We start from the raw sequence: 24192 nt of genomic DNA, 5'->3' as shown, positions 1-24192 counted from the left end.
GCCATCCTGCGCGTAATTTCTGCCATCCGGAACTAAACCCGCGCGGCGGCACCGTTGAGCAGATCAGACCGGCACCAAGAACTTCCCACCAGCCGGCCCAGCGTCCGAACCGCGACAGCATGCCTCGGTTCGAACCACAAGGGAGAGAGGATGTTTCATCATGAACAAGTTCGGCTTCGGCACTTTGATCGCCGGCGTCCTGACCGCCGCGGTGCTGGGTCTGGCCAGTCCCGCCCAGGCCGGGGTGGACCGGCACGACTGGCTTGACAAGATCCAGCCGACGGCCACCGCGCCGCAGGTCGACACCTCGGTCCGGCACAACCCCTGACCGGTCAGGCCAAGGCCAGGAACAGCTTCTCCAGCTCGGCCTCGGACATCGGCTGTTGACCGTCGGCGGCCTGTCCGGTCAGGCACTCGCGCAGACCGGTGGCGACGATCTTGAACCCGGCCTTGTCCAGGGCGCGCGACACCGCGGCCAATTGCGTGACGACATCCTTGCAGTCACGCCCCTGTTCGATCATCGCGATCACACCGGCAAGTTGACCCTGCGCCCTGCGTAACCTGTTGAGCACGGCGACGATCGCATCTTCGTCACCAACCATGGCACGTCTCCTTTCGACGGTCGACGATATTTCCAAGCGTACCCACGGGGGTATCGCTCAGGCCGGCGCGGCGCCGGCGCCACCGAACCGGCGCAGCGGGCAACGCCCATAGCGGCTGCAGACCAGCGTCATGAGGGCGGCGACCGCGGTGAGCGCCGCCGCGGCGATCCCGACCCCCAGGTGGATCTCTTGGGCCAGGATCACCGAGGACATTGCAAGCACGAACCAGCCGAACGCCTTCCGCAGCGCATCGGGGTCGACCAGCGCGGTCAACCGCGCGCCGATCAGTGCGCCCAGCACCGCGGCGGCCGTCACCGCCAGGGCCACCGGCCAGTCGATCGCAGTGCTGGACAGATACCCGGCCAGGCCGGCGAACGACTTCATCGCGATGACGATCAGCGAGGTGCCGACCGCGACCGGCATCGGCAGTCCGCCCAGCAGCGCAAGCGCGGGCACGACCAGGAAACCGCCGCCGGCGCCAACCAGGCCGGTGACCAACCCGACGACCAAACCCTCCGCGACGATCTTCGGGATGGGCAGCCGATGGGTTCCCTCGGTGTCCTGCCCGGCCATCCGTCCGCGCAGCATGGCAATCGCCGTGCCGACCATCATCAGGGCGAAGCCGATGAGCAGCACGGTTCCCGGGATGAATCGGGCCAGCAGTCCGCCGGCATAGGCGCCGGCCATGCCGGCACCGCCGAAGATCAGGCCGGTGCGCCACTGCACCCGGCCGGCGCGCGCGTGCGAGACGGCGCCGATCACGCTGGTCACACCCACCACCAACAACGAGGTGGCGATGGCCTGCTTGGCGTCCATTCCGGCGACGTAGGCCAGCAGTGGGACGGTCAGGATGGAGCCGCCGCCACCGAGCAAGCCCAACGCGATCCCGACGACGACGGCCAGGCCGATGGTCAGCGCGATCATGATCGACCGGCCGGGTTCTGCGCTGCCGGACAGGAATCCACCAGCTGGGACACGACGCTCTGGGCGTCACAGGACGCGCCGCGGTTGTAGGGAAGCTTCGCGAGCATCGCCCCCATCGCGCAGGTGTTGGACAGCGCCGCGAAGGTCAATCCGCCGCCGACCGCTGCGGCAACCCACTTCAACTTCGGGACCGCCAGGCTGCCCAGCACACTGGAGAGCACGATCGAGCCGGCGACCAAACGGACCTGACGCTCCAGATCCCAGCGCTGAGCGCCGCGGTTGACCGCGAATCCCCGGTCCTGCCAGGCGGTGATTCCGCCTTCCAGGATGTGCACGTTGGTCAACCCGGCGGCGCGCAGCGTCTGCTCGGCCTGACCGGCTCGCTGTCCCGAGCGGCAGACCAGGACCACGTCCTGGTCGAGATGCTCGATGATCTCGCTCCGGTGTTCCCGCAGCAAATCCAACGGCACGTTGTAGGCGCCGGCGATGTGCGCGGTGCCGAACTCGCCCGGGGTCCGGACATCGAGGACCCGCGGTGGCGCAGCCGAGTCGAGCAACTGGTTCAGCTCATGTGGGTCGATGGTGGTGGGCGTGGTCATCGGGATCCTCTCAGATAAGGTCGGTATACGGCTAGGGGTATATTCGACCGCCAGTGTATACATACCCCAGGGGGTACTATCAACTTGGAATACAGATACCCCATAGGGTACTTGACATACCCATAGGGGTATTGGCAATCTGGTCGCCAGGAAGCCGCACCCAGCACCGAACGGAAGGCTGTCAAATGAAGTTCATCCAGTACTACCTGGACTGTCTGTCACACGCGTCGTACCTGATCGCCGATGAAAACACCGGGCGCGCGGTCGTTGTGGATCCGCAGCGGGACGTGGCCGGGTATCTGGCCGATGCCGAGGAGTTCGGCTACACCATCGAGCTGGTCATCGAGACGCACTTCCACGCCGACTTCCTGTCCGGTCACCTGGAACTGGCCCAGGCCACCGGCGCCAAGATCGTCTACTCCTCGGTCGCCGAGACCGAGTTCGAGTCGATGGGCGTGGCCGATGGTGAACGCCATTCGCTGGGCGAGGTCACCCTGGAGTTCCGGCACACCCCGGGCCACACCCCCGAATCACTGAGCGTCGTGGTCTACGAATATCCCGACGACGAGGTGCCGTACGGGGTGCTGACCGGAGATGCGCTGTTCATCGGTGACGTCGGCCGCCCGGATCTGCTGGCCTCGATCGGGTTCACCCGAGAAGAGCTGGCCGACAAGCTCTACGACTCGCTGCACGACAAGCTGATGACCCTGCCCGACGCCACCCGGGTGTACCCGGCGCACGGTGCCGGATCGGCCTGCGGCAAGAACCTGTCCACCGAGTTGTGGTCGACCATCGGGGAACAGAAGCAAACCAACTACGCGTTGCGGGCCCCGGACAAGGCCACCTTCATGGCGCTGGTCACCGAAGGGCAGCCGCCGGCACCGAGCTACTTCGTCTACGACGCGATCCGCAATCGCCAGGATCGCGCGTTGCTGGACGAGACCGCGATGCCACCGGCGCTGACCTACGAACAGGTTCGCGAGGCACTGGCCGACGGCGCGATGCTGGTCGACGGGCGCAGCCCCGAGGAGTTCGCCCTGGGTCACCTGCGCGCCGCGGTCAACATCGGACTGGACGGTCGCTACGCCGAATTCGCCGGATCGGTGCTGCCGCCGGACGTCGACATCGTGTTGTTCACCGAGCCCGGACAGGAACTGGAGGGCAAGAACCGGCTGGCACGCATCGGGTTCGACCGGGTGATCGGCTACCTGGATCGACCGTTCGAGGTGTTGTTCGCCCATCGTGACGACGTCCAGATGGCCTCCCGGCTGACGGCCAAGGCCTTCGACGAGCGGGCCGCCGAACTGCCCGACCTGCAGATCGTCGACGTCCGCAACCCAGGCGAAGTCGAGGCCGGCACCATCCCCGGCGCGATCACCATTCCGGTGGGGCAGCTGCCCAGCCGGCTGGATGAGCTGGACCCGGCCAAACCGACCGTCGTCTACTGCGCCGGTGGGTACCGGTCCTCGGTGGCTGCGAGCCTGCTGCGGCAGCGGGGATTCGCCGACGTCAGCGACATCCTGGGCGGCTTCGGCGCCTGGGCGGAATCTCGGCAGAACGCCTGAGTGCCGACAGAACCCAGAAGGGCCGCTATTCATGACCACTGCGAAACACCAGATCGTGATCGTCGGCGGCGGCACAGCCGGGATCACGGTCGCCGCCCGACTGCTCCGCAACGGCCATACCGACGTGGCCGTCATCGAACCGTCCGACAAGCACTACTACCAACCGCTGTGGACGCTGGTCGGCGGCGGCCGGGCGAAGGCCACGACCGCCGAACGATCCGAGGCCTCGGTGCTGCCGGTCGGGGCGACCTGGATCAGGAGCTGGGCGGCATCGGTCGATCCGGACAACAACACAGTCACCTGCAGCGACGGCACGGACTACGAGTACGACGTCCTCGTAGTCTGTCCCGGCATCCAACTGGATTGGAATCGGACCGCGGGCCTGCAGGATGCGCTCGGACAGGACGGCGTGACGTCGAACTACCGATTCGACCTGGCGCCGCTCACTTGGGATGCCATCCGTGGGCTGCGTTCGGGCAGTGCGGTGTTCATGATGCCGTCCGGTCCGATCAAGTGCGCCGGCGCACCGCAGAAGATCGCCTACCTGGCCGGCGACCACTGGCGCTCCCAGGGTGTGCTCGATGACATCGACATCCATCTGGTGGTCCCGACACCCCGATTGTTCGGCATCCCGGCGATCGCGGACACCCTCGATGCCGTCGCCGCCGACTACGGCATCACGGTGCACACCAACGCCGAGGTGACAATGGTCGATGCGGCAGCCCACAAGGTCGGGATAACGAGTACCGCGGAAGCCGGCTCGAGCATGATGCTGTCCTACGACTTCCTGCATGCCGTGCCACGACAATCAGCACCGGATTGGATCAAGGCCGGCCCGCTGTCCGCCCCCGATGCCAATGGCTACGTCGACATCGACAAGCACACCTTGCAGCATGTCCGGTACCCCAACGTCTTCAGTCTCGGCGACGCCGGTTCGTCGCCGAACTCCAAGACCGGCGCGGCGATTCGCAAACAAGCTCCGGTGGTGGTGGACAACGTCGGCTCGGTCCTGAAGGGCGAACCACTTCGCGCCCGCTACGACGGATACGGATCCTGTCCCATCGTCACGTCGTCGCATTCGATGCTGCTGGCCGAGTTCGACTACGACCTGAACCTCACGCCGTCGTTCCCCCTCCTGGACCCGACCAAGCCGCACCGCAGCTACTGGTATCTGAAGAAGTACGGTCTGCCGTTTCTGTATTGGAACCTGATGCTCAAGGGGCTGGCCTGAGGATCCGGAACTACAGAACGCCTCCGCCAAGGCGTTCGACTTCGGGGCACCGTGGCGCAGCCCGCGCTGCCCCTTGAGCCCCGATCAGCCCCGGGCGAGGGCGTCGATCGCCCGCTGGATGCGCTGGGCACTGACCGGACGCGGCGTACCCAGTTGCTGAGCCCACAGACTGACCCGCAATTCCTCGATCTGCCAGCCGATTTCCCGAACCTGGGCGGAGTCCGCAGCGGCCGGCGACAGCGCAGTCACCAGTTCGTCGTAGGCATCTTCGACAGCGTGCACCCGCAGCATCCGGTCCTGGTCGCCGGCCAGGTCCCTGGGCAGCCGTTCCAGCCGGCGCAGTACCGCGGTCAGGTAGCGGGTCAGATCACCGAGCCGACCGACACCGGCCATTGCCACGAAACCCGCTGGCAGCAAACGACTCAACTGTTCATCGATGTCGGCGACCGCCGGTTGCTGGGCCGCCGGTACCTGGTCCGGCAGCGCCACCCGCACCTCATGCCAGACCGTCAGCACCCGTTCGACTCGGCTCAGCACCTGGCCGGTGACCATCACCAGATCGGCGGCCACTGCGGTTTGCGCAGCATCGAAATCGGCCCGGTTCCACACCGGTTCGGGTACCAACTGATCGACAGCCGCGTCCGCACAGTCGTCGATCAACGCAGCCAGCGACCCGTCCGGGTTGTTGCCGAGCACCAGTCGGCCGCGCGGCGCCAGACTGCGTTCGACCGCCTTGACCGGCGACGGTACGGCCAGCCGGAGCAGACGTCGGCTACCGAACCGCATCGCGGCGTCGGCTTCGGTGCCGGTGGCGAAGATCCGCAGGTCCACGCCGTCAGCGGTTTCCACCAGCGCGGGGTATCCGCGCACCCGGTGCCCGCCACGATCCTGTTCGACGGTGCGTGGCAGTTCATCCAGATCGGTTGGCCAGCTGCGCAATCCGCTGCGTTCCAGGCCGCCGGCTGCCGCCGCCACGGCTTGGCGCATGGGTGCGGCCAGGTCGTGCTGCAAGTCGGCGAGGTCCTTGCCGCTGGCCACCTCCACGCCCTCGGCGGTCTCGACCCGGAACGTCACCCGTAGGTGGGCGGGCAGCTTGTCCAGATCGAAGGCCGCCGGCGGCACCACGACGCCGGTGCGCCGGCGCAACTCCTGGCACAGCGCCTCGAGCAGCGAACCCTGACCGGGATCCAGCGTCGCGAGCACCGCCCGGGCGGTGTCAGGAACCGGAACGAAGTTGCGCCGCAAGTCCTTCGGCAACGACTTCAACAGCGCGATGATCAACTCCTCGCGCAGTGCCGGCACCTGCCAGGCGAAGGCGTCGCCGCCGAGCCGGGCCAACACGTCCACCGGGACGTGCACGGTGACGCCGTCGTCCTCGGCGCCCGGGGCGAACCGGTAGCTCACCGGCAGCGCCAGATCGCCGGCCCGCCAGGTGTCGGGATGCGCGGTGTCTTCTTCGGTGCGCAGCAACTGATCCCTGGTGAAGGTGAGCAGATCCGGGGTGCGGTGCCGCTGCTTGCGCCACCAGCCGTCGAAGTGTCGGGCCGAGATCACCTCGGCCGGAATCCGGGCGTCGTACAGCGCGTAGATCTCGTCGTCACCAGCCAGCAGGTCACGCCGTCGGGCCCGTTCCTCGAGCTCGCCCAGTTCTGCGCGCAGTTTGGCGTTGTCGGCGAAGAAGTGGTGCCGGGTCTGCCAGTCGCCTTCCACCAGGGCATGCCGGATGAACAGTTCACGCGAGACCTCGGGGTCGACCTGCGCGTAGCCCACCCGTCGACGGGCCACCAGCGGCAGCCCGTACAGCGTGACCCGCTCATAGGCCATGACTGCGCCGCGCTCGGCGTCCCAGTGCGGTTCGCTGTAGCTGCGCTGCACCAGGTGCCCGGCGACCCGCTCGACAGCCTCCGGATCCACTCGCGCGGCGGTCCGTCCGTACAGCCGGCTGGTTTCGACCAGTTCGGCCACCACCACCCAGCGCGGCGGTCGTTTGGTCAGTACCGAGCCCGGGGCCAGCACGAACCGGGCGTTGCGGGCGCCGAGGTACTCGCGGCCGTCGCCGTCGCGCAGCCCGACGTGGGAGAGCAGACCGGCCGTCAGGGCGGCATGCACGCGGGCCGGGTCCGCGGGATGGTCGCCGGCCCGGATACCCAGTTCGCCGGCGATGCTGCGCAGCTGTCCGTGTAGGTCCTGCCATTCCCGGATCCGCAGGTAGTGCAGGAACTCGTTGCGGCACAGCCGCCGGAACGCGCTGCCGGACAGTTCGTTTCGTTGCTCACGCAGGTACTGCCACAGGTTCAGGTAGCTGATGAGGTCGGAGTGCTGATCGGCGAAGCGGGCGTGCTTGGCGCGCGCGGCCTCCTCGCGGTCGGCCGGCCGTTCCCGCGGATCGGGGATGGCCAGGGCCGCGGCGAGCACCAGTACCTCACGCACGCACCCTTCGTCGTCCGCGGCCAGGATCATTCGGCCCAGCCGCGGATCGATCGGCAGCCGCGCCAACCTGCGGCCCACCTCGGTGAGCGCACCGGCGGCGTCGAAGGCACCGAGCTCCTGCAGCAGTTGCACACCGTCGCGGATGCTGCGCCGATCCGGTGGATCCAGGAAGCCGAACTGCTCGATATCGCCGAGGCCGAGCGCGGCCATCTGCAGGATCACCGCGGCCAGATTGGTGCGCAGGATCTCCGGGTCGGTGTAGCGCGGCCGCGCCTCGAAGTCCGCCTCGGAGTACAACCGGATGCAGACCCCGGGCGCGGTGCGACCGGACCGGCCGGCCCGCTGCGCGGCCGACGCCTGCGAGATCGGTTCGATCGGCAGCCGCTGCACCTTGGTGCGGCGGCTGTACCGGGAGATCCGCGCGGTGCCGGGGTCGACGACGTAGCGGATGCCGGGCACGGTCAGCGAGGTCTCGGCGACGTTGGTGGCCAACACCACGCGCCGCGCGCTGCGGCTCGGGCTGAACACCTTCTGCTGTTCTGCGGTGGGCAACCGGGCGTACAGCGGCAGCACCTCGGTGTTCGGCAGCTGCCGCAAAGACTCTGCGGTGTCCCGAATTTCACGCTCACCGGACAGGAACACCAGCACATCGCCCGGCGGTTCGGCGGACAACTCGTTGATCGCATCCACGATCGCCTCGGTCTGGTCGCGGGTCTGGGTGCGCACGATCTCGTGATCGGGGTCGTCCGGATCGGCGGTGTCGTCGTCGCTGCGGACCTCGACTTCGAGAGGCCGGTACCGGATCTCGACCGGGTAGCTGCGGCCGGACACCTCGACGATCGGGGCATCACCGCTGCGCCCGTGTTCGGGCCGTCCGAAGTGCGCGGCGAACCGCTCCGGTTCGATGGTCGCCGAGGTGATGATGACCTTGAGATCCGTTCGGCGGGGCAACAATTCGCGCAGATACCCGAGCAGAAAGTCGACGTTGAGGCTGCGTTCGTGGGCCTCGTCGATGATCAACGTGTCGTAGCGCAGCAGCCGACGGTCACGCTGGATCTCGGCCAGCAGGATGCCGTCGGTCATCAGCTTGATCATGGTGCGTTCACCGACCTGGTCGGTGAACCGCACCGAGTAGCCGACGACGTCGCCGAGCGGGCTGTCCAACTCGTCGGCGATCCGCTGCGCGACGGTGCGCGCCGCCAACCGGCGCGGCTGGGTGTGCCCGATGGTGCCGCGGATGCCGCGGCCGAGTTCCAGGCAGATCTTGGGCAGCTGGGTGGTCTTGCCCGAGCCGGTTGCACCGGCCACCACGACCACCTGATGCTCGGTGATGGCCGCGGCCAGCTGGTCGCGGAATTGGCTGACCGGTAGATCCGGGTAGCTGATCGTCGGGACCGCGGCCGTGCGGGCGGCGACCAGCCGTTCGGAGGCGGCGATCTGTTCGGCGATCCGATCCAGTTGCGCCTGGCTGGGTTGGCGCAGGCTCTTCAGCTTGCGCCGGAGCCGGGCCTCGTCGTGCAGCGTGACACCGGCCAGCCGCGCGCGCAGGTTGCGGACGAGGTCGGGGCTGGGGTCGGGCACGCCGACGAGAATAGGCGCCCGCGGCCGGTCAGCGGTCCGGGGACCAGTACTCCAGCAGTTCGGCGAAGGTGTCGAAGGCCGCCTTGTTCACGCCGTAGGTGGCTTCGAGGTGGATGCTGAGCGGGAAGCCCAGTTCGGCCACACCGTCGATGACACGTTTGTACAGATCCAGCATCAACGTCCGGCGCCGGGCCGGTTCAGCGTCGGCCAGCTCGGCCACGAACGCCTGCTCCGCGGCGACGGCCGGGTTGCCCGGATCCTGGATCAGCCAGTTGATCAGGTTCACCCGGCTTTCCACAGCCGGCACGAAGCCGAACGACAGCAGGATCTCGGGTCGGTGTTCGTGCTCGGCGGCGAAGTCGGTCAAGAACTGCACGATGGCGTCGGAGTACAGCAGTTGGGTCATGCCGTAGCTGGCGCCGCGCTCGCATTTGAACGCGAACCGGCCCAGCTCGCCCTCGCGGGTCGGAATCAAGATCGCGCCCCGGTTGGCCACCGTGTCCCGGAAAAGTGTCAGCGCATCGGTGGGTGCCACGCCGGAGCCTTCGCCGTCGTTCATGGTGCGCGGCACACCGACGAACGCGATGCCCTCGATGCCGGCGCCGGTCAGCGCGTCCAGCCGCTGCTGCAGCCTGGCCTGGTCCATGAACGCCGTGACCTGCGTGCACAGCCCGTTGATGCCGGGCAGTTCGGGACCGATCAGGTTCCAGAAATCCAAGACGTCCAGCTTGGGTTTCATCTCGACCGGCCGGCCGTCGTCCTCCTCGATCATCGACGGCATCATCACGTGCCGGATCCGGCCGGCCAGACCGACCGCCTCCGAACACTCCAGCAGCTTGTGCGCGTCCTCGCGCGCCCGCACCTCGCCGTGCTCGACGTTCGGCGGTACCAATTCGAACGCGATGGTATTCAGACTCACCCGCGATCCCTCCTTGGCGCACGCTTGACCAGGCCTGATGGCTGTCCGGGGGCTCAGTCTGCAGCCATCGCTCGGACACGTCGCCAACGCCTGCGGCAAGCGACACTGCCGACCACCCTAAACCGTGTCGGAGAACTGGTGGCGGTCGAGTCTGCGGGCATCATCCCGCGCCACCAACCGACCACCCGGTTGGCAGCGGGTCGGGCGGTGATGCTGTGATGGACGGCAGGGGAGCCACGTAGTCGATTCGGAGGCGACGTCCATGAGGTTGGCACTTAGCGACGCCGACGCGAAGTTCCGCGACGATCTGCGCGAGTTCTTCGTCACCAAGATTCCGGCCGAGATCCGCGACCGGACCCGCAACGGTCACCCGCGCCACCCCGACGACGTCGTCGTCACGCAGCGCATCCTCAACGAGCACGGTCTGGCCGTGCCGAACTGGCCTGTCGAATGGGGCGGCCGGGATTGGACTCCGCTGCAGCGCCAGATCTGGGCCGACGAGATGCGGCTGGCCTGCGTCCCGGAACCGCTGGCCTTCAACGCCACCATGGTGGGTCCGGTGATCGCGCAGTTCGGCTCCCAGGAACTCAAGCAGCGCTTCCTGCCGCCGACCGCCAACCTGGACATCTGGTGGTGTCAGGGCTTCTCCGAACCCGAGGCCGGGTCGGACCTGGCGTCGCTGCGGACCACCGCGGTACGCGACGGTGACGACTACGTGATCAACGGCCAGAAGACCTGGACCACGCTGGGCCAGTACGCGGACTGGATCTTCGTGTTGGCCCGCACCGATCCGAACGCACCCAAACGGCAGGCCGGTATCTCGTTCCTGCTGGCCGAGATGTCCACGCCGGGCATCACGCTGCGGCCGATCAAATTGATCGACGGCGGCTACGAGGTCAACGAGGTGTTCTTCGAAGACGTCCGGGTTCCCGCGGATCAATTGGTCGGCGCGGAGAACCAGGGCTGGAGCTACGCGAAGTTCCTGCTGTCCAACGAACGCACCGGCATCGCCCGGATCGGTGCCACCAAGGTGGTGCTGGCGCAGGTCAAGGAACGCGCGGCGCAGATCCCGGGGCCGTACGGCACCCTGTTGGCCGATCCACTGTTCGCGGCCCGGGTGGTGGAAGTGGAGAACGCGCTGCTGGCCCTGGAGTTGACCCAGCTGCGAGTCAGCGGTTCCGAGGCCGACGGCACTCCCAACCCGGCATCGTCGATCCTCAAGCTGCGGGGCAGCCAGTTGCAACAGGCGGCCACCGAGCTGATGGTGGACGTGGCCGGCCCGGACGCGCTGCCGATGTTCGGCGACGGCGACCTGGGTGTCCCGGAATGGGCGCGCGAGGCCGCAGCGCACTACCTGAACTACCGCAAGACCTCCATCTACGGCGGCACCAACGAGGTGCAGCGCAACATCATCGCCTCGACCATCCTGGGATTGTGAGCACGCCATGGACTTCGACCTGACCGACGAACAAGTTCTGCTCCGGGACACCACGCGGGATCTGCTGGCCCGCACCGGCGACATCGAAACACGCAACGCCACAATCGAATCCGCACCAGGATTCAACTCGAAGGTCTGGCAGCAACTGGCCGAGATCGGGATTCTGGGGTTGGGCTTCGAGCCCGACGAATCCGGTCAACTCGAGATCATGACGGTGTGCACCGAGATCGGGCGCCGACTGGCCCCGGAGCCGGTGCTGGCGGCCGCGTTGATTCCCGGTGGTCTGGTCGCCGAGCTGGGCAGCCCCGCGCAGCGTGAGCTGCTGGACCCGGTCGCGGCCGGGCAGAGTCTGCTGGCGTTCGCGCACACCGAGCCCGGCATGCGCGCACCGCTGTCGGCCACGGTCAACACTTCCGCTGTGCGCGAAGGGGATTCGTGGACGGTGACCGGCCGCAAGAGCGCCGTGTTGGGCGCCGGCAGCGCCGACACGCTGGTGGTCACGGCGGCACTGCCCGACGACGACGGCGTCGGTGTGTTCCTGGTCGACGCCGCGGCCGCGGTGCGCACCCCGTTCCGCACCATCGACGGTCAGCACGGCGCGCAGATCGATCTGACGGCCGCACCGGCCGAGCCGCTGGGCGCCGGCGGAGACGCCACCGCCGCGATCCAGGCGACCGTGATCCGGCAGCTGTCCGGACTGTGCGCCGAGGCCGTCGGCGCGATGGAAGAAGCCCTGCGGTTGACCACCGAATACCTCAAGAGCCGCAAGCAGTTCGGGGTTCCGCTGGCCAGCTTCCAGGCACTGACCCAGCGCGCCGCGGACATGTACGTGTCGCTGGAACTGGCGCGCAGCATGAACTACTACGCCGCGATGTCGATCGCCGACGGCACCATCGACCCGGTGGTGGCAGCCCGCGCCAAGCTGCAGATCAGCCGGTCCGGCAAGCACATCGCGCAAGAGGCGATCCAGCTGCACGGCGGCATCGGCATCACCGACGAATATCCGATCGGCCACTACGCGGCCCGGCTGACCGCGATCGATCAGAGTCTGGGCGCCGCCGACGAGCAGCTGCGCATCCTGATCGACACGGTGGGCGACTACGACACGGTTTCGCTGTAACCGCCGGGCGGCTCAGGCCCCGCCGTACTCGGGGCGCAGTACGCCGCTGAGCGCGCTGAGCGGGATGTGGGCCCGGACCGTGCCGCCGTTCATGAACCACTGCATCAGGCCCGGGCTGAAGTCCAGCGGGGTGTCGTGCCCGACCGGGTAGTCCGGCATGTAGAGGATCAGCTCATCGGGCGTCAACGCCCAGGCCCGGTAGCCGCCGGAGTACACGTTGTTCGGGGTCCAGCGGTCCGCGCTGAACGGGTAGCTGCCCGGCTGGTGCGGCGGGTGCGCGGAATCCAGCGCCGCGACGATGAACGGCGCACCCAGCGTGGGGATTTCGGCCATCGGATCGACGCCGTCGCGGAACAGGTCGGCCAACTGCAGCTGGCGCCCGTTGGCGAAGGTGAACGTGCGGAAGGCGTCGTTGAAGATCGGCGCGTCGGGGTGCTCCAGCGCGTTGGTGCCGACCGTGCCGGTGTAGCGCTCGTTGAACACCACCGACATCGCCCCGCCGTGGTGGAAGATCTCGAAGTTCTCCTCGGCGTAGCTGTCCTGCACCATCTTCTCGGCCGCGGTGCGCCAGTTGTTCATCAGCGTGGTCAGGTAGTCGCCGATCGCGGGGTTGTTCACCAACTCGCCGGGCAGCGCCACCCTGATGTTGCGGACCGCTTTGCGCACCGAGGTCACGCTGGCATTGCAGTACTGGCCGTCCCACTGCCCGCCGATGCCCTGACAGAACGGTTCGACCGCGGCCGTCGCCGTCGGCGCCGTACCGAGCAAGGTGACTGCCGCCAGCACCGCGGCTGCCGCGCTCCGGATACCCATGGCTGTCCCTTCTTGGTGCTGATCGTGTGGCTGCCGATGCGGTTAGGGCAGTTCGACCTTGCTGGCCCGCCAGGCGCCGTCGACCTTCTCCATGGTCATCTTGATCCGGCTGCGGTCGATCCGCGGGTCCGGCACCTGGGTGTTGGACACCGACTGGTCGACGAACAGCAACACCACGACCTTGTCCTTGGATGCGGACTGCACGGCCGACTCCAGCACCACGCCGTGCGCCTGGGCCTTGTTGTCGATCAGCAGCTGGCGCAGCTGCACGCTGGACTGCGAGTACATGTCCTTGAACTCACCGGTGGAGCCTTCCAGCACCTGCCGGAAGTTCTCGTCCACCTTGTCGGAGTCGATGCTGGTCAGCACCTGCGCGTAGCTGACCGCGGCCGCCTGAGCCTGCTCGGCGGCATCGTCGACCTGGTCGGCCTGCCACTGGCTCCAGCCCAGATACCCGGCCACCCCGGCGAAGGCCAGGACGAACAGCGCGACCAGGGCGCCGGCCACGATCCGCAGCCACAGCCGGGGTTTGCCGTCGTCTTCGTCGGTCGCGCTGTCGGCGACGTCGGGAACGTCGCCGTCGCCGTCATCCCCGGCCGGTTCGGCCGGTTCGGCGGTGCTGGCCTCGACGGTGTCCGCGGTCGACGCATCGATCTCGACAGTCGGCTCGGGTTCGACCGCGGTGCTGGTCTCGTCCTCGATACCGTCGCTGTCGGATTTCTTATCGGTCGTCACGGACATCGAACATTACTCCTTGCAGGTTCTAGCGCGGCGGTTCGATCGGCAGGGTCGGACCACCATAGGGCGTCGGGATGGTGTAGCGCCCCTTGGGTGTGGGGTCGGTGCGCCGGCCCAGATCGGCTCCCGGCGGCGGCCCCGCTGTGTCGTCCCCGGCCGGGCGCGGCGCGTTCTTGGCACCACGGATCAGCACGGCCGGATCGTCGTCGCGGCAATAGGTGTACATGAACGGTTCGGGGAAGTCCGCTGCCGACGGAGGCATCCTCGGGGTGCCGTAGTCGCAGGCGTAGCGCGGGTAGATGTCACCGGTCGCCCACAGGCCGTTGTCGTGCATGATCGAGCCCAGGGCATCCAGCAGCGAGCCGCGGTGATCCGGGAACAGCGCGTTCAGCGCCGGCACCCGCAGGTACAGCAGCCGTGACGTGGTGGTCAGATTGCCCAGCAGCTGCACCATGGTGTCGGAGTTGTCCGCGAACAGGTTGTCCACCTGGGCCAGCGAGCCTGGCGTCTGGTTGGTCAGCCGGCGGAAACCCTCGCGCATCTTGTCGATACCGGTGAACGTGGAAGCCAGGTTGTCGGTGGCGACGTCCAGGCCGGCGTTCTTGTCGGCAGCCAGTTGCAGCACCACCCGGCTGTTGCGCAGCAGGCTGGTGGTTTCCGGCAGCACCGAATCCAGGGTGCCGAGCAGGAACGTGCCGCCGTCGATGATGTCGGCCAGCTTCTCCGGACCGGCCTGGCTCAGGCTGAGCTCTTCCTTGATCAACTCCAGCTTGCTGGTGTCGGTCTGGGCCAGCAGCCCGTCGGCGTTGGCCAACAGTTCGGCCAGCGTGACCGGGACCGTGGCGGTGCCCAGTTTGATCACGCTGCCGTCCTCCAGGAACGGCCCGGAACCGTCGCCGCCGTCGAAGTCGACGTACTGCTCACCGGCCGGCGACAGACCCGAAACCCGCACGCCGGTCGACTTCGAGAGCTGAATGTTGGAGTCCACCCGCAGCGTGGCGTTGACCCCTTCCGGCGACAGCGCCAGCGTCTCCACCCGACCGATCGGAACGCCGCGCAACGTGACGTCCTGGTCGGTCAGCAGTCCGCCGGACTCCGGCAGTTCGACCATCACCCGGTAGGAGGAGGACAGCGGATTGACCCGCAGCGCCCCCAGGAACAGGTAGGCCCCGGCCACCACCAGCACCAGCACCAGCGCCAGCGACGACAGCCACGACTTCTTGCGGTGACCGGCGCGGACCACGCCCACCACACCGTCGGCCAACCGCCCGATCATTGCGGCACCCCCGACTGCGGTGCCGGCGTGGCCTCGGCCGGGCCGGGCGCGACCGGCGTAACCGGCGGCGCCTCGGGCAGGTGCGGATACTCAGGTGCCGGCGGGACCGGCTCCGGCGTGGCCACCTGCACCTGACCGGGCGCGTTCGGGTCCGGAATCACCGGCACCTGCGGTACGCCGGGACCCTTGCCGACGATGCGCTCCTGCAGCCGGAACAGGGTGTACTTGAACGATCCGACCAACTGCTGGAATTCGTTCCACTTCGGCCCGTGCAGACCCAGGTCGCCCTTGAAACCGATGTCCGGGATGTGGCCCAGGACCAGCCGGTCGATGCTGGCGCGCGTCGAGATCGCGGCGCTGGGAGTCGATTTGATCAGCGGCGGCATCAACCGGTTCAGCGAGAACAGGGTGGCGTCGGGCTCCAGCACCACGTTGTTGAATTGCTCGGCGATCTGGTTGGCGTCCTTGATCACGGAGCGTCCGCTGGTGTCGGTGCCGGCCACCGACGGGAACTTCCGCAGTTCCTCGGTGGTGTCACCGGCCACCCGAAGCAGGTCGGCCACCTGGGTGGTGTTCTCGGCCAGCACCTCGGTGGCCGGCGCCGCGTTGGCCATCACATCGGAGAGCACCTGGTTCTTGGCATCGATGGCCTTGGCCAGTTCCGAGGTCTGGGTCATCGCCTCGGAGATCTGGTCGGAGCGGGCATTCATGGTGTCCAGCAGATGGTTGGTCTTGCCGATCAGCGCACCGAAGGCCTGGCCCTGATCGCCGGTCGCCTTGCCCAGCCCGTTGACGATGCTGGTGAAGTTGCGCACCGCACCGCCGTTCACCAGGATCGCGGCCGAGCTCAGGACCGACTCGACGGTCGCCGCGGCCGCGGTGGACTCCAGCGGGATGGTGTCGCCGTCCTGCAGCAGCGGCGGGTTCGGTCCGGCGGCGGTCGGCGGCCGCAGCGAGATGAACACGTCACCCAGCGGCGTTGCCGAACGCAGTTCTGCGGTGCTGCCAACCGGAAGCCGGACGCCTTCCATGATGCGCAGTTCGGTGACCGCGGTGTAGTCCTTGGCAACCATCGACGTCATCTGGCCGACGTCGGCGCCGGCCAGCTTCACCTTGGCGTCGGCCGGAAGGTTGAGCGCGTTCTCGAAGACCGCGGTGATGACGTAGCCGTCGCCACCCACACCGGGCGCCGGCAGCGGCAGGCTGGAGACGCCGTTGGTGGCGCAGGCCGAGGCGGTCAACGCCACCACCGTCGCGGCCAGTGCTGCCTTTCGGTTGCGCGCGCTCATCACTTCTGCCCCATTGCCGCGAGTCCGTCCAGCACGTAGGTCAAACCGAAGTCCGGGCCGAAGTCCTGCAAGGTGCCCGTGCTGCAGCCCAGCTGGCGCAGGCCCATCATGTTGCAGACCTCCTTGATGAACTGGTTGTCGAACAGCACCCGGTCGGTCATCAACTTGACTCGGGCCGCACCGTTTTCCCGGTCCACGATGTTGTAGAGGTTGTCCAGCGTCAGCGGCGCGACGTCAAGGAATTCGGCCAGGTCGCGCTGGTGGTCGACGGTGGTCTTCAGGGCTATGTTGCCGTTCTCGATGGCGGCCTTGATGTTGTCCCGGTTGGCTTCCAGGATCTCGCCGGTCTGCTTGACCACGTCGTTGAGCAACCGGCCGGTGGAGCCGGTGCCCAGGTTCTCGTCGGCCAGGATCTGGCTCAGTTGCCGGATGGTGGAACCGAATTCGCGCAGCGTGGTGTCGTTCTGGGCGGCCGCGTCGAACAGCGAGCTGATGTTCTTGACGATCGTGGTGATCTGTTTTTCGGACTTGGCACCATTGTCCGCCGACAGCCTCAGCGCCTCGGAGAGTTCACCGAGCGCGGTCTTGATCAGCTCACCGTTGCCGTCAGCGATCGCGGCGGCGTTGTTGACGACGTCGGCCACCGGTCCGCCACCTTCACCATCGCCCTCGAGCGACACCGACAGCTTGTTGATGACGTCGAGTACCTTGGCGAACTCGACCGGCGTGTGGGTGTCGGGGAGCCCGATGGTGGCGCCGTCCTGCAGCGTGGGACCACCGCGGTAGGGCGGGGTCAGTTCGATCTGACGGTCGGTCAGGATCGAATTGGAGATCGTCACGGCCTTCACCTCAGCCGGGACCGCGACATCGCGGTCGACGGTGAACTGCACCTCGACGTAGCCGGTCCGGGGCGTGATCTTGGTGACCTGGCCGACCGGCATGCCAAGCACCGCGACCTTGTTGTTGGTGTACAAGCCGGCTGCGCTGTCGAACTGCGCGGTGACGTGGATGACGTCGGCGCGCTGCTGCCAGGCCTTCCAGCCGATCAAGCCCGCGATCAGCGCCAGCACGGCGATCCCCGCCACCAGCGCTATGACCTTGCCCTTGCCGCTCATCACCTGCAGTCCTTGAAGTACTGGATCATGTTGAACTGCTTGGCCCGCCCGCTGATCGCGCACATCCAGGAGTCGATGAGCAGACCGTTGCTGACCGTCAGGTCTACCGCGTTACCGGTACCGGTGGCGTTGGCCAACTGCCGCAGCGTGACCGGACCGACCTGCAGCGTGCTGCGCAGCAGATCGTCGTGCTGGCCCAGCATGTCGGTGAGCTCGCGCAGGTTGCCGAGCAGTTCCTCGAGCTTCGGACGGTCGTTGATCACCACATCGCTGAGCGTGTTCACCAGGTTGGTGAGCGAATCCATCATGGCCTGGAAGGTGGCCTGGCGGACCACGAAGTCGCCGAGCAGCTGTTGGCCCTGCCGCACCATGTTGCCGATGTTGGCCTGCTGACGGCGCAGCGTGTTGCTGACCAGTTCGGTGGTCTCCAGTAGCTCCCCGAGCTGATCGCGGCGGTCGGCGACGATCGAGGACAGGGTCTGGATGTTGTGCATGGCCTGCGGCACCACCGGCGGCAGCGTCGCGAGCTGCTTGCCCAGCACGCCGAGCGACTCGGCGAACTGATCGGTGTTGACCTCGCTGTAGGTGGTGGCCACGTCCTGCAGTGCGGTCTGCAGGTCGTAGGGCACCTCGGTGTGGTCGAGATCGATGATGCCGTCCGGCAATTCGCCCACACCGCCCGGCTCCAGCGACAGATACCGCGAACCCAGGATCGTGGTGATCCGGATGCTGGCCCGGGTGTCCTCGCCGAGCTTGACGTCGTCGCGCACCCGCATGTCGACGTCGACCCGGTCGCCGGCCAGCTTCAAGCCCTGCACGGTTCCGACCTCGATACCGGCGATCGTGACCGGGTTGCCCACCTGTAGTGCGGCGGCCTGCAGGAACTGCGCGCTGTAGTTCTTGTAGCCGAAGCCCAGCAGCTTGACCATCAGCATCGCAGCGACCAACACACCCACCACGACCAACGCGATGATCCCCAACCAGGTCCGGTTGTAGGACTCCAATGGACGGCGCCGGGCCGATACCGGATCAGCCATTGGCCATGTTCCTGCACCTCGGTGAATACATAGTCTTGTTGCCCGGTGTCGCGGCCGCGACGATGATCGGCGTGACGTCGTTGAGGCCCGGGAAGAATCCGGTGGCGTTCAGGTCGCAGGCGTACACCTGGGTGTAGGCGCCCTCGCCGCTGAGCCGGGCCAGGCCCTTGAGCATCAGCGGCAGGTTGGCACCGGTGAACGCCAACTGCGGCTCGATCGAAACCATGTGCTTCACGAAGCCCGGCTCACGCGCCACCAACGCGTCCAGCGACGGGTACACCTCGTCGGAGATGGTGGACAGCTGCCGCACCACCCTGGCGATCGACCCCATCGAGTCGATCAATTCCGGCCGGCGGGCGTCGAAGCTGGTGACCACCTGCTGGGTGTTGGCGATCACGTTGTCCAGGTTCTCGTTCTGCTGGGCCAGCGTCCCGAACAGCGTGTTGAGGTTGGTGATCACGCCGCCGAGGGCCTCATCGCGGCCGGCCACCGATTCGGTCAGCCGCGAGGTCTGATCCACCAGCGTGGTGATCGATCGGGTGTCACCCTGCAGCGAGTCGATGACGCCTTTGGTGAGATTGTCGGCGTCTTCGACGTTGAGCACGCTGAACAGCGGTTCGTAGCCGTTGAGCAGATAACCGACGTCGAACGACGGATCGGTCTGCTCAATCGGGATCACGCTGTGCGCGGGCAGCGGTTCGGGCTCGCCGACGCTACCCAGCGACAGGCCCAGGTAGCGCTGGCCGACGATGTTCTGGTAGGTCACCGAGGCCACCGTGTTGCCCAGCACCCGCTGGTCGTTTTGCACCACGAACGACACCTTGGCCTCGTTGCCGTGCAGTTCGATCTTCTCGACCCGGCCGACCCGCACGCCGGCCATCCGCACGTCGTCGCCCTCCCGCAACCCGAAGACGTCGGAGAACATCGCGGCGTACGGCGTGGTCTTGCCGGACACGTCGCGGCGCAACGTGGCATAGATCAGATACGTCAGCGTCAACGCGACCACCATGAAGATGGCCAGTCCGACAGCTGCGGTGCGGTACCTCACGACGGCCTCTCTGCCTGGCTCTGCTCGGTCAGGGACACCGTCATACCGCGGGTGACCGGTCCGAGCAACAGCTGGGTGGCCGTGCTGGCCGGCTGGCCGGTGATGGCGCTCAGCGCGGTGCGCTCCTGCGCGCTGCCAACCGGGCCGACGTTGCCGCCGAACGACGCAGCCTCGGCGGGGAACCCGGTACCCGGAGCGGCCGGGGCCGGAGCCGCCGGCGCGGGTGCGGCCGGCTCGGCCGGGGCCGGTGCCTGCGCGCCGGGCGCGGGCTGGTCCCAAGGTTTGGGTGCCACCGGAGCGGGCGGTGTGTAGGTCGGATCCGGGAACGGCCCGGTACCCAGGTCAGGGTTGGCGGTGCCGGGCACCGGCGGGGCCGGGCTGAAGCCCGGCGGCAGCGGCGGGTTGGGGTCCACCAGGTTGGGGCCGTTCGGCTGCAGCAGCGGCGGCCCGACCGCCACCAGGTTGCCGTTCGGGCCCAGCACGGTCCCGCGCGGCGGCGCCAGGTCCTTGGGCGGCTGGTAGTTCTGCGGCATCAGGACTTCGGGCAGATCCGGGCGCACCGGGATCAGCGGTGCGGTGAAGCAGCTGGGTCCCTTCAGCTCGCCGTAGCGCGGGCAGTCCGCCCGGGTGTAGGTGTAGCTCGGGGTCAGCGACAGGTTGATCCGCATGTTCCCGGTGTCCACCTCGGAAATCCACACTTCGTCGAAGAACTTCTTGGACAACCCGTTGAGCTTGACGAACGCCGGCACGTAGTGGTGCGCGGTCTGAGCCAACACCCCAATCACCGGGGTGAGCTCGCCGGTGATCTTCACCAGCCGGTCGGAGTGGTTGGCCAGCGAGGTGTGCGTGGTGCCCAGGGTGTTCATCCCGGCACCGAGCAATGAGCGCAGTTGCGCGCGCTGCTCGACCAGCGTCTGCATCGGCCGGACCGCCTGCTGCAGCGAGTCGAGCAACTCGGGTGCGGTGGCCTGCAGGCCCTCGGCGGCGTCGATCAACGCCGACACCGTGGTGCCGTCCGGGTTGCCGGCGACGATCTTGTCGAGTTCGTCGAGCGTGCGGCTCAGCTGCGCGCCACTGGTGAGCAGCTTGCCGCGCCGGTTGTGGGTGGCTTCCTGCACCGCGGCCAGCAGACCGACGGTGTGGTCCTCGCGGCCGCGGCCGGTGGCGGCCAGGATGTCGCGCAGCTTGCTGATCGTGGTCTGGAACAACACCGTCGGCAACTCGGTGTCTTCGGCGATGTGGGTTCCGGGTTGGATCGCCGGACCGCCGCCCTGGTCCACCAGTTGCACCGAGGACACCGCGAACACGTTGCTCGGCACCACCCGCGCGGTCACGTTGGCCGGAATCGACTTGGCGTACTCGGGATCGAGGTTGATGTGCACGAAGTTCGGGTTGCCGTCGGCCGCCGGGATCACGTTGTTGACCGAACCGACCAGCAGGCCGTGGTACTTGACGTCCGACTTCTGCGGCAGGCCGTCGCCGACGTTCTCGAGGTTCGCCACCACGCGGACGTAGGGGTCCAGCCTGCCGGTCGACTTGTACAGCAGTATTCCGGTCACCAGTGCCGCGACCGCCAGCACCGCGACACCGCAACCAAACAGCTGGCGCGCGGTCGGTCCGCGGCCGTCACCATCGAATGCGCTGGACATCAGCCACCGAACCTTGCGCCGGCGTCCACGCTCCAGATGGCCATCGTGAGCAGCATATTGACGATCACCACCACCGTGATGCTGGCACGCATGGCGTGCCCGGCGGCCACCCCCACGCCCTCCGGCCCGCCGCTGGCGTAGAAGCCGTAGTAGCACTGCACCGTGGACGCCAGCCAGACGAACACCACGGTCTTGATCAACGAGTACACGATGTCGGAGCCGGACAGCATCATCGTGAAGTAATGCAGGTAGGAGCCGGTGGACCCGCCGCTGATCGCGGCCACCACCAGCTGGGTGGTCAGGTAGCTGACCGCCAAGCAGGCGACGTAGAGCGGGATCACCGCCACGATCGAGGCCATCAGCCGGGTGGTGACCAGGTACGGGATCGGCCGGATGGCCAGCGAGTCCAGCGCGTCGATCTCCTCGGCGATCCGCATCGAGCCGAGTTGCGCGGTGAACCGGCAGCCGGCCTGCGTCGCGAATGCCAGCGACGCCGCGATCGGGGCCAGTTCACGGGTGTTGACCAGCGAGGAGATGATGCCGGTCGCCGGACCCAGGCCCAGCAGGTTCAAGAAGTTGTAGCCCTCGATGCCGACCAGCGCACCGACCGTGACACCGAGCACGATCGCCACCCCCGCGGTACCGCCGCCGACCACCAACGAGCCGTTGCCCCAGGCGATGTCGGAGAGCAGGCGGGTGAACTCGGAGCGGTAGTGCCGCAGCGCGATCGGGATCCCGGCCAGGGCCCGGACGAAGAACACCAGCATGTGGCCGAGCCGCATGATCGGTTCGGCGATCCGGCTGCCGGCCCGGGACAGGCGTCCCAGAATCGGTACGTAGGTCGAGGCGGTCATGTCACAGGCCCGTCCGTGGGAACAGCATCACGTAGAGCTGGCTGACCGAGACGTTGACGATCATCAGCACCAGGATGGATTCGACCACCGCGGCGTTCACCGAGTTCGCGACGCCGGTCGGGCCGCCCTGCGTGGACAGCCCCTTCTGCGCCGAGACCACCGCGACGATCGCCCCGAAGATCACCGCCTTGATCAACGCGACGATCATGTCGCCGGTGGTGGTGAAGGACGCGAAGGTGGCGACGAAGCTGCCCGGTGCACCGTTTTGGAAGTAGACGTTGAACAGGTAGCTGGCCAAGAAGCCGACGAAGGCCACCACACCGGTGAGCGCGACGCCGATCATGATGGCCGCCGCGAAGCGCGGCACCACCAGGCGGCGCAGCACCGAGACACCCATGACCTCCATCGCGTCGATCTCCTCGCGCATGGTGCGCGAACCGAGATCGGCGGTGATCGCCGAGCCGACCGCGGCGGCCATCAGCACCGCGGCCACCAGCGAGGCGGCCTGCCGGATCACCGCCAGTCCGCTGGCCGCACCGGCCAGCGAGGTGGCGCCCACCTGGCTGGCCAACAACGCGAACTGGATCGAGAGCGTGACGCCGATCGGCAATGCCACCAGCACGGTCGGCACCACCGAGGTTCCGGCCATGAACGCGCCCTGGCGGACGAATTCCTTCCACTGGAAGCGGCCGGTGAACAGATCGACGAACAGGTACTGGATGGTGCGCACCCCGATGACGAACTGGTCGCCGACCGTCGCGACGGACGCCATCGGGTGGCGCCGGACGTAGCCGGTGGTCCAGTCCTCGATGGCCTTGACGCCGTCGCCCTGCGGGCGGGCCGGCGGCGAATCCTGGACGGTCATCGGAGCGGATCCTCTGCGTGTCGGCCGACCGGAACGCATCGGCCAGCGCGGTCCGCGATTGCAGCGCACTCGTGGAACCGTCGTTCGCCGGCACGGTGCAACCGCTGGTAACGCAAAGTCAACATCCCTCCCCGCAGCGCCTCCGCCCTGGGGAGCGGAGACCAGCAACTCGTGGTGACGGGTTCGGCACCGACCGTCACCGTATGGTGGCCCTCACATTAGCGTCAAGCTTTCAGGGAATTCTCATTAACTTCACCGGATGCCGTGTGGAAATACCGCTACACATGCGCAATTGCGCAACCGGATGGCACTTGGGCGCGTCTATTTACGGTCAGGTAAATCCGAAGTCCGCGCCCGACCGTCCGCCGTCCTGGCGGACTCAGCCGGCAGCTGACCCGCGGCCGGTGCGCTGCGTCCAGCAACCTGACGGGTTTCTCGACCTCACTGAAACGTTGAGACGTATTCTCGTTCTTCATGTCAGCGACGGGAGAGCCGAGGAGCCGGTGGTATGCGAGCGCCGCGCACCCGTAGCGACGCTGCCGAACAGGAGGCCGCGATCCTGGCGGCCGCCGGTGCGGAGGTCGCGCTGCTCGGGGTCGAGCGGGCGCAGCTCGACGCCATCGCGCGCGCGGCCGGGATCAGCCGCAGCACGCTCTACCGGCGCTTCCCGAGCCGGGAAGCGTTGATCAGTGCGCTGGCCCGGCGGGCCTTCGATCAGGCCATGGCCCGGCTGACCGCGGTCGGGGCCGGCCAATCGGACCCGAAGGAGGCTGCCATCGCGTTGTTCTGCGAGGGCCTGCACATGCTGACCGAGGACCCACTGCTGGCCCGATTCCTCGAGCTCGACAACGAGTCCGCCGAGGTGCGCGACGTCTTCGGCAGCGCCGACGCGTTCATGTCGGCGACCGCGATCACGATGGCCAGAGCCCTGCGCGCGGCCGGAGCCACGCTGTCGGATCCGGATCTGCGCGCGATCGCCGAACTGCACGTGCGGACCGCGCGGTCGCTGGCCCAGATCCGCACCCCGGTGCTGAACGTGACCGATCCGGACGCGGTGCGCAGCTACGCGAGCAAGTATCTGGCGCCGCTGGTGCGCTGA

At 67.6% G+C, this 24192-nt stretch carries 21 protein-coding genes; 6 read left to right on the top strand and 15 right to left on the bottom strand.

The annotated features are described in order from the left end of the window. Nucleotides 1-160 precede the first annotated feature (160 nt). Nucleotides 161-328, top strand: coding sequence for a hypothetical protein (locus AC5Y3P_RS15735; RefSeq protein ID WP_500046849.1), 168 nt, complete (start codon nucleotides 161-163; stop codon nucleotides 326-328). Nucleotides 329-332: 4 nt separating this feature from the next. Here the strand turns inward: AC5Y3P_RS15735 and AC5Y3P_RS15730 are convergent, their stop codons facing one another. The 3 genes from AC5Y3P_RS15730 to AC5Y3P_RS15720 are packed head-to-tail and all read right to left on the bottom strand — an operon-like array spanning nucleotide 333 to nucleotide 2125. Beyond that, nucleotides 333-602 (bottom strand): metal-sensitive transcriptional regulator, encoded by a 270-nt coding sequence (locus AC5Y3P_RS15730; RefSeq protein ID WP_500046848.1) that lies wholly within the window; start codon nucleotides 600-602, stop codon nucleotides 333-335. 57 nt (nucleotides 603-659) lie between these two features. Beyond that, complete coding sequence (locus AC5Y3P_RS15725) at nucleotides 660-1526, bottom strand: sulfite exporter TauE/SafE family protein (protein WP_500046847.1); 867 nt, start codon at nucleotides 1524-1526, stop codon at nucleotides 660-662. Further along, nucleotides 1523-2125: a rhodanese-like domain-containing protein gene (locus tag AC5Y3P_RS15720; protein ID WP_500046846.1), complete on the bottom strand. Its 603-nt coding sequence runs from the start codon at nucleotides 2123-2125 to the stop codon at nucleotides 1523-1525. Before AC5Y3P_RS15720 ends, AC5Y3P_RS15725 begins: the two co-directional genes overlap by 4 nt. Nucleotides 2126-2310: 185 nt before the next feature. On the opposite strand from AC5Y3P_RS15720, the gene AC5Y3P_RS15715 reads away from it, so the two are divergent. Further along, nucleotides 2311-3690 carry an MBL fold metallo-hydrolase gene (locus AC5Y3P_RS15715; protein ID WP_500046845.1) on the top strand — a complete coding sequence of 460 codons (1380 nt, stop codon included), beginning with the start codon at nucleotides 2311-2313 and terminating at the stop codon, nucleotides 3688-3690. 31 nt (nucleotides 3691-3721) lie between these two features. Beyond that, a complete protein-coding gene (locus AC5Y3P_RS15710) occupies nucleotides 3722-4921 on the top strand; it encodes an NAD(P)/FAD-dependent oxidoreductase (protein WP_500046844.1) in 1200 nt (399 codons plus the stop codon). 84 nt (nucleotides 4922-5005) lie between these two features. Here the strand turns inward: AC5Y3P_RS15710 and hrpA are convergent, their stop codons facing one another. Beyond that, the gene (hrpA, locus tag AC5Y3P_RS15705; RefSeq protein WP_500046843.1) at nucleotides 5006-8932 is read right to left on the bottom strand and encodes an ATP-dependent RNA helicase HrpA; all 3927 of its coding nucleotides are present in this window, start codon (nucleotides 8930-8932) and stop codon (nucleotides 5006-5008) included. Nucleotides 8933-8960: 28 nt separating this feature from the next. Next, entirely contained in the window at nucleotides 8961-9851 is an 891-nt protein-coding gene (locus tag AC5Y3P_RS15700; protein WP_500046842.1) for a mycobacterial-type methylenetetrahydrofolate reductase, read from the bottom strand. Nucleotides 9852-10113: 262 nt separating this feature from the next. Between AC5Y3P_RS15700 and AC5Y3P_RS15695 the strand changes: the two genes are divergently transcribed. Together AC5Y3P_RS15695 and AC5Y3P_RS15690 are read left to right on the top strand one after the other, a co-directional pair. Beyond that, the gene (locus AC5Y3P_RS15695) at nucleotides 10114-11289 is read left to right on the top strand and encodes an acyl-CoA dehydrogenase family protein (protein WP_500046841.1); all 1176 of its coding nucleotides are present in this window, start codon (nucleotides 10114-10116) and stop codon (nucleotides 11287-11289) included. 7 nt (nucleotides 11290-11296) lie between these two features. After that, a complete protein-coding gene (locus tag AC5Y3P_RS15690) occupies nucleotides 11297-12409 on the top strand; it encodes an acyl-CoA dehydrogenase family protein (protein ID WP_500046840.1) in 1113 nt (370 codons plus the stop codon). A 12-nt stretch (nucleotides 12410-12421) separates the two neighbouring features. On the opposite strand, the gene AC5Y3P_RS15685 is transcribed toward AC5Y3P_RS15690, so the two are convergent. The 10 genes from AC5Y3P_RS15685 to AC5Y3P_RS15640 are packed head-to-tail and all read right to left on the bottom strand — an operon-like array spanning nucleotide 12422 to nucleotide 23093. Continuing rightward, nucleotides 12422-13222 carry a DUF3298 domain-containing protein gene (locus AC5Y3P_RS15685; protein ID WP_500046839.1) on the bottom strand — a complete coding sequence of 267 codons (801 nt, stop codon included), beginning with the start codon at nucleotides 13220-13222 and terminating at the stop codon, nucleotides 12422-12424. A 42-nt stretch (nucleotides 13223-13264) separates the two neighbouring features. Further along, nucleotides 13265-13963: an Rv1363c family protein gene (locus AC5Y3P_RS15680; protein WP_500046838.1), complete on the bottom strand. Its 699-nt coding sequence runs from the start codon at nucleotides 13961-13963 to the stop codon at nucleotides 13265-13267. A gap of 22 nt (nucleotides 13964-13985) precedes the next feature. Continuing rightward, a complete protein-coding gene (locus AC5Y3P_RS15675) occupies nucleotides 13986-15236 on the bottom strand; it encodes an MlaD family protein (RefSeq protein WP_500046837.1) in 1251 nt (416 codons plus the stop codon). Beyond that, entirely contained in the window at nucleotides 15233-16525 is a 1293-nt protein-coding gene (locus tag AC5Y3P_RS15670; protein ID WP_500046836.1) for an MCE family protein, read from the bottom strand. The genes AC5Y3P_RS15675 and AC5Y3P_RS15670 overlap by 4 nt, the downstream gene beginning before the upstream one ends. Continuing rightward, nucleotides 16525-17640, bottom strand: a complete 1116-nt coding sequence (locus AC5Y3P_RS15665) for an MCE family protein (protein ID WP_500046835.1) — start codon at nucleotides 17638-17640, stop codon at nucleotides 16525-16527. Before AC5Y3P_RS15665 ends, AC5Y3P_RS15670 begins: the two co-directional genes overlap by 1 nt. Beyond that, on the bottom strand, nucleotides 17640-18677 hold the full coding sequence (locus AC5Y3P_RS15660) for an MCE family protein (RefSeq protein WP_500046834.1): 1038 nt from the start codon (nucleotides 18675-18677) through the stop codon (nucleotides 17640-17642). Before AC5Y3P_RS15660 ends, AC5Y3P_RS15665 begins: the two co-directional genes overlap by 1 nt. Beyond that, on the bottom strand, nucleotides 18670-19725 hold the full coding sequence (locus AC5Y3P_RS15655) for an MlaD family protein (RefSeq protein WP_500046833.1): 1056 nt from the start codon (nucleotides 19723-19725) through the stop codon (nucleotides 18670-18672). Before AC5Y3P_RS15655 ends, AC5Y3P_RS15660 begins: the two co-directional genes overlap by 8 nt. Further along, nucleotides 19722-21374, bottom strand: coding sequence for an MlaD family protein (locus tag AC5Y3P_RS15650; RefSeq protein ID WP_500046832.1), 1653 nt, complete (start codon nucleotides 21372-21374; stop codon nucleotides 19722-19724). The genes AC5Y3P_RS15655 and AC5Y3P_RS15650 overlap by 4 nt, the downstream gene beginning before the upstream one ends. Further along, nucleotides 21374-22228 (bottom strand): MlaE family ABC transporter permease, encoded by an 855-nt coding sequence (locus AC5Y3P_RS15645; RefSeq protein ID WP_500046831.1) that lies wholly within the window; start codon nucleotides 22226-22228, stop codon nucleotides 21374-21376. The genes AC5Y3P_RS15650 and AC5Y3P_RS15645 overlap by 1 nt, the downstream gene beginning before the upstream one ends. 1 nt (nucleotide 22229) lies before the next feature. Further along, nucleotides 22230-23093: an MlaE family ABC transporter permease gene (locus tag AC5Y3P_RS15640; protein WP_500046830.1), complete on the bottom strand. Its 864-nt coding sequence runs from the start codon at nucleotides 23091-23093 to the stop codon at nucleotides 22230-22232. Between the two features lie 508 nt (nucleotides 23094-23601). Between AC5Y3P_RS15640 and AC5Y3P_RS15635 the strand changes: the two genes are divergently transcribed. Then, entirely contained in the window at nucleotides 23602-24192 is a 591-nt protein-coding gene (locus tag AC5Y3P_RS15635; RefSeq protein ID WP_500046829.1) for a TetR/AcrR family transcriptional regulator, read from the top strand.

The organism is Mycobacterium sp. NGS45, assembly GCF_059812645.1.
The sequence above is the reverse complement of the archived record's forward strand: the minus strand, read 5'-3'. Positions and strand labels throughout refer to the sequence as shown.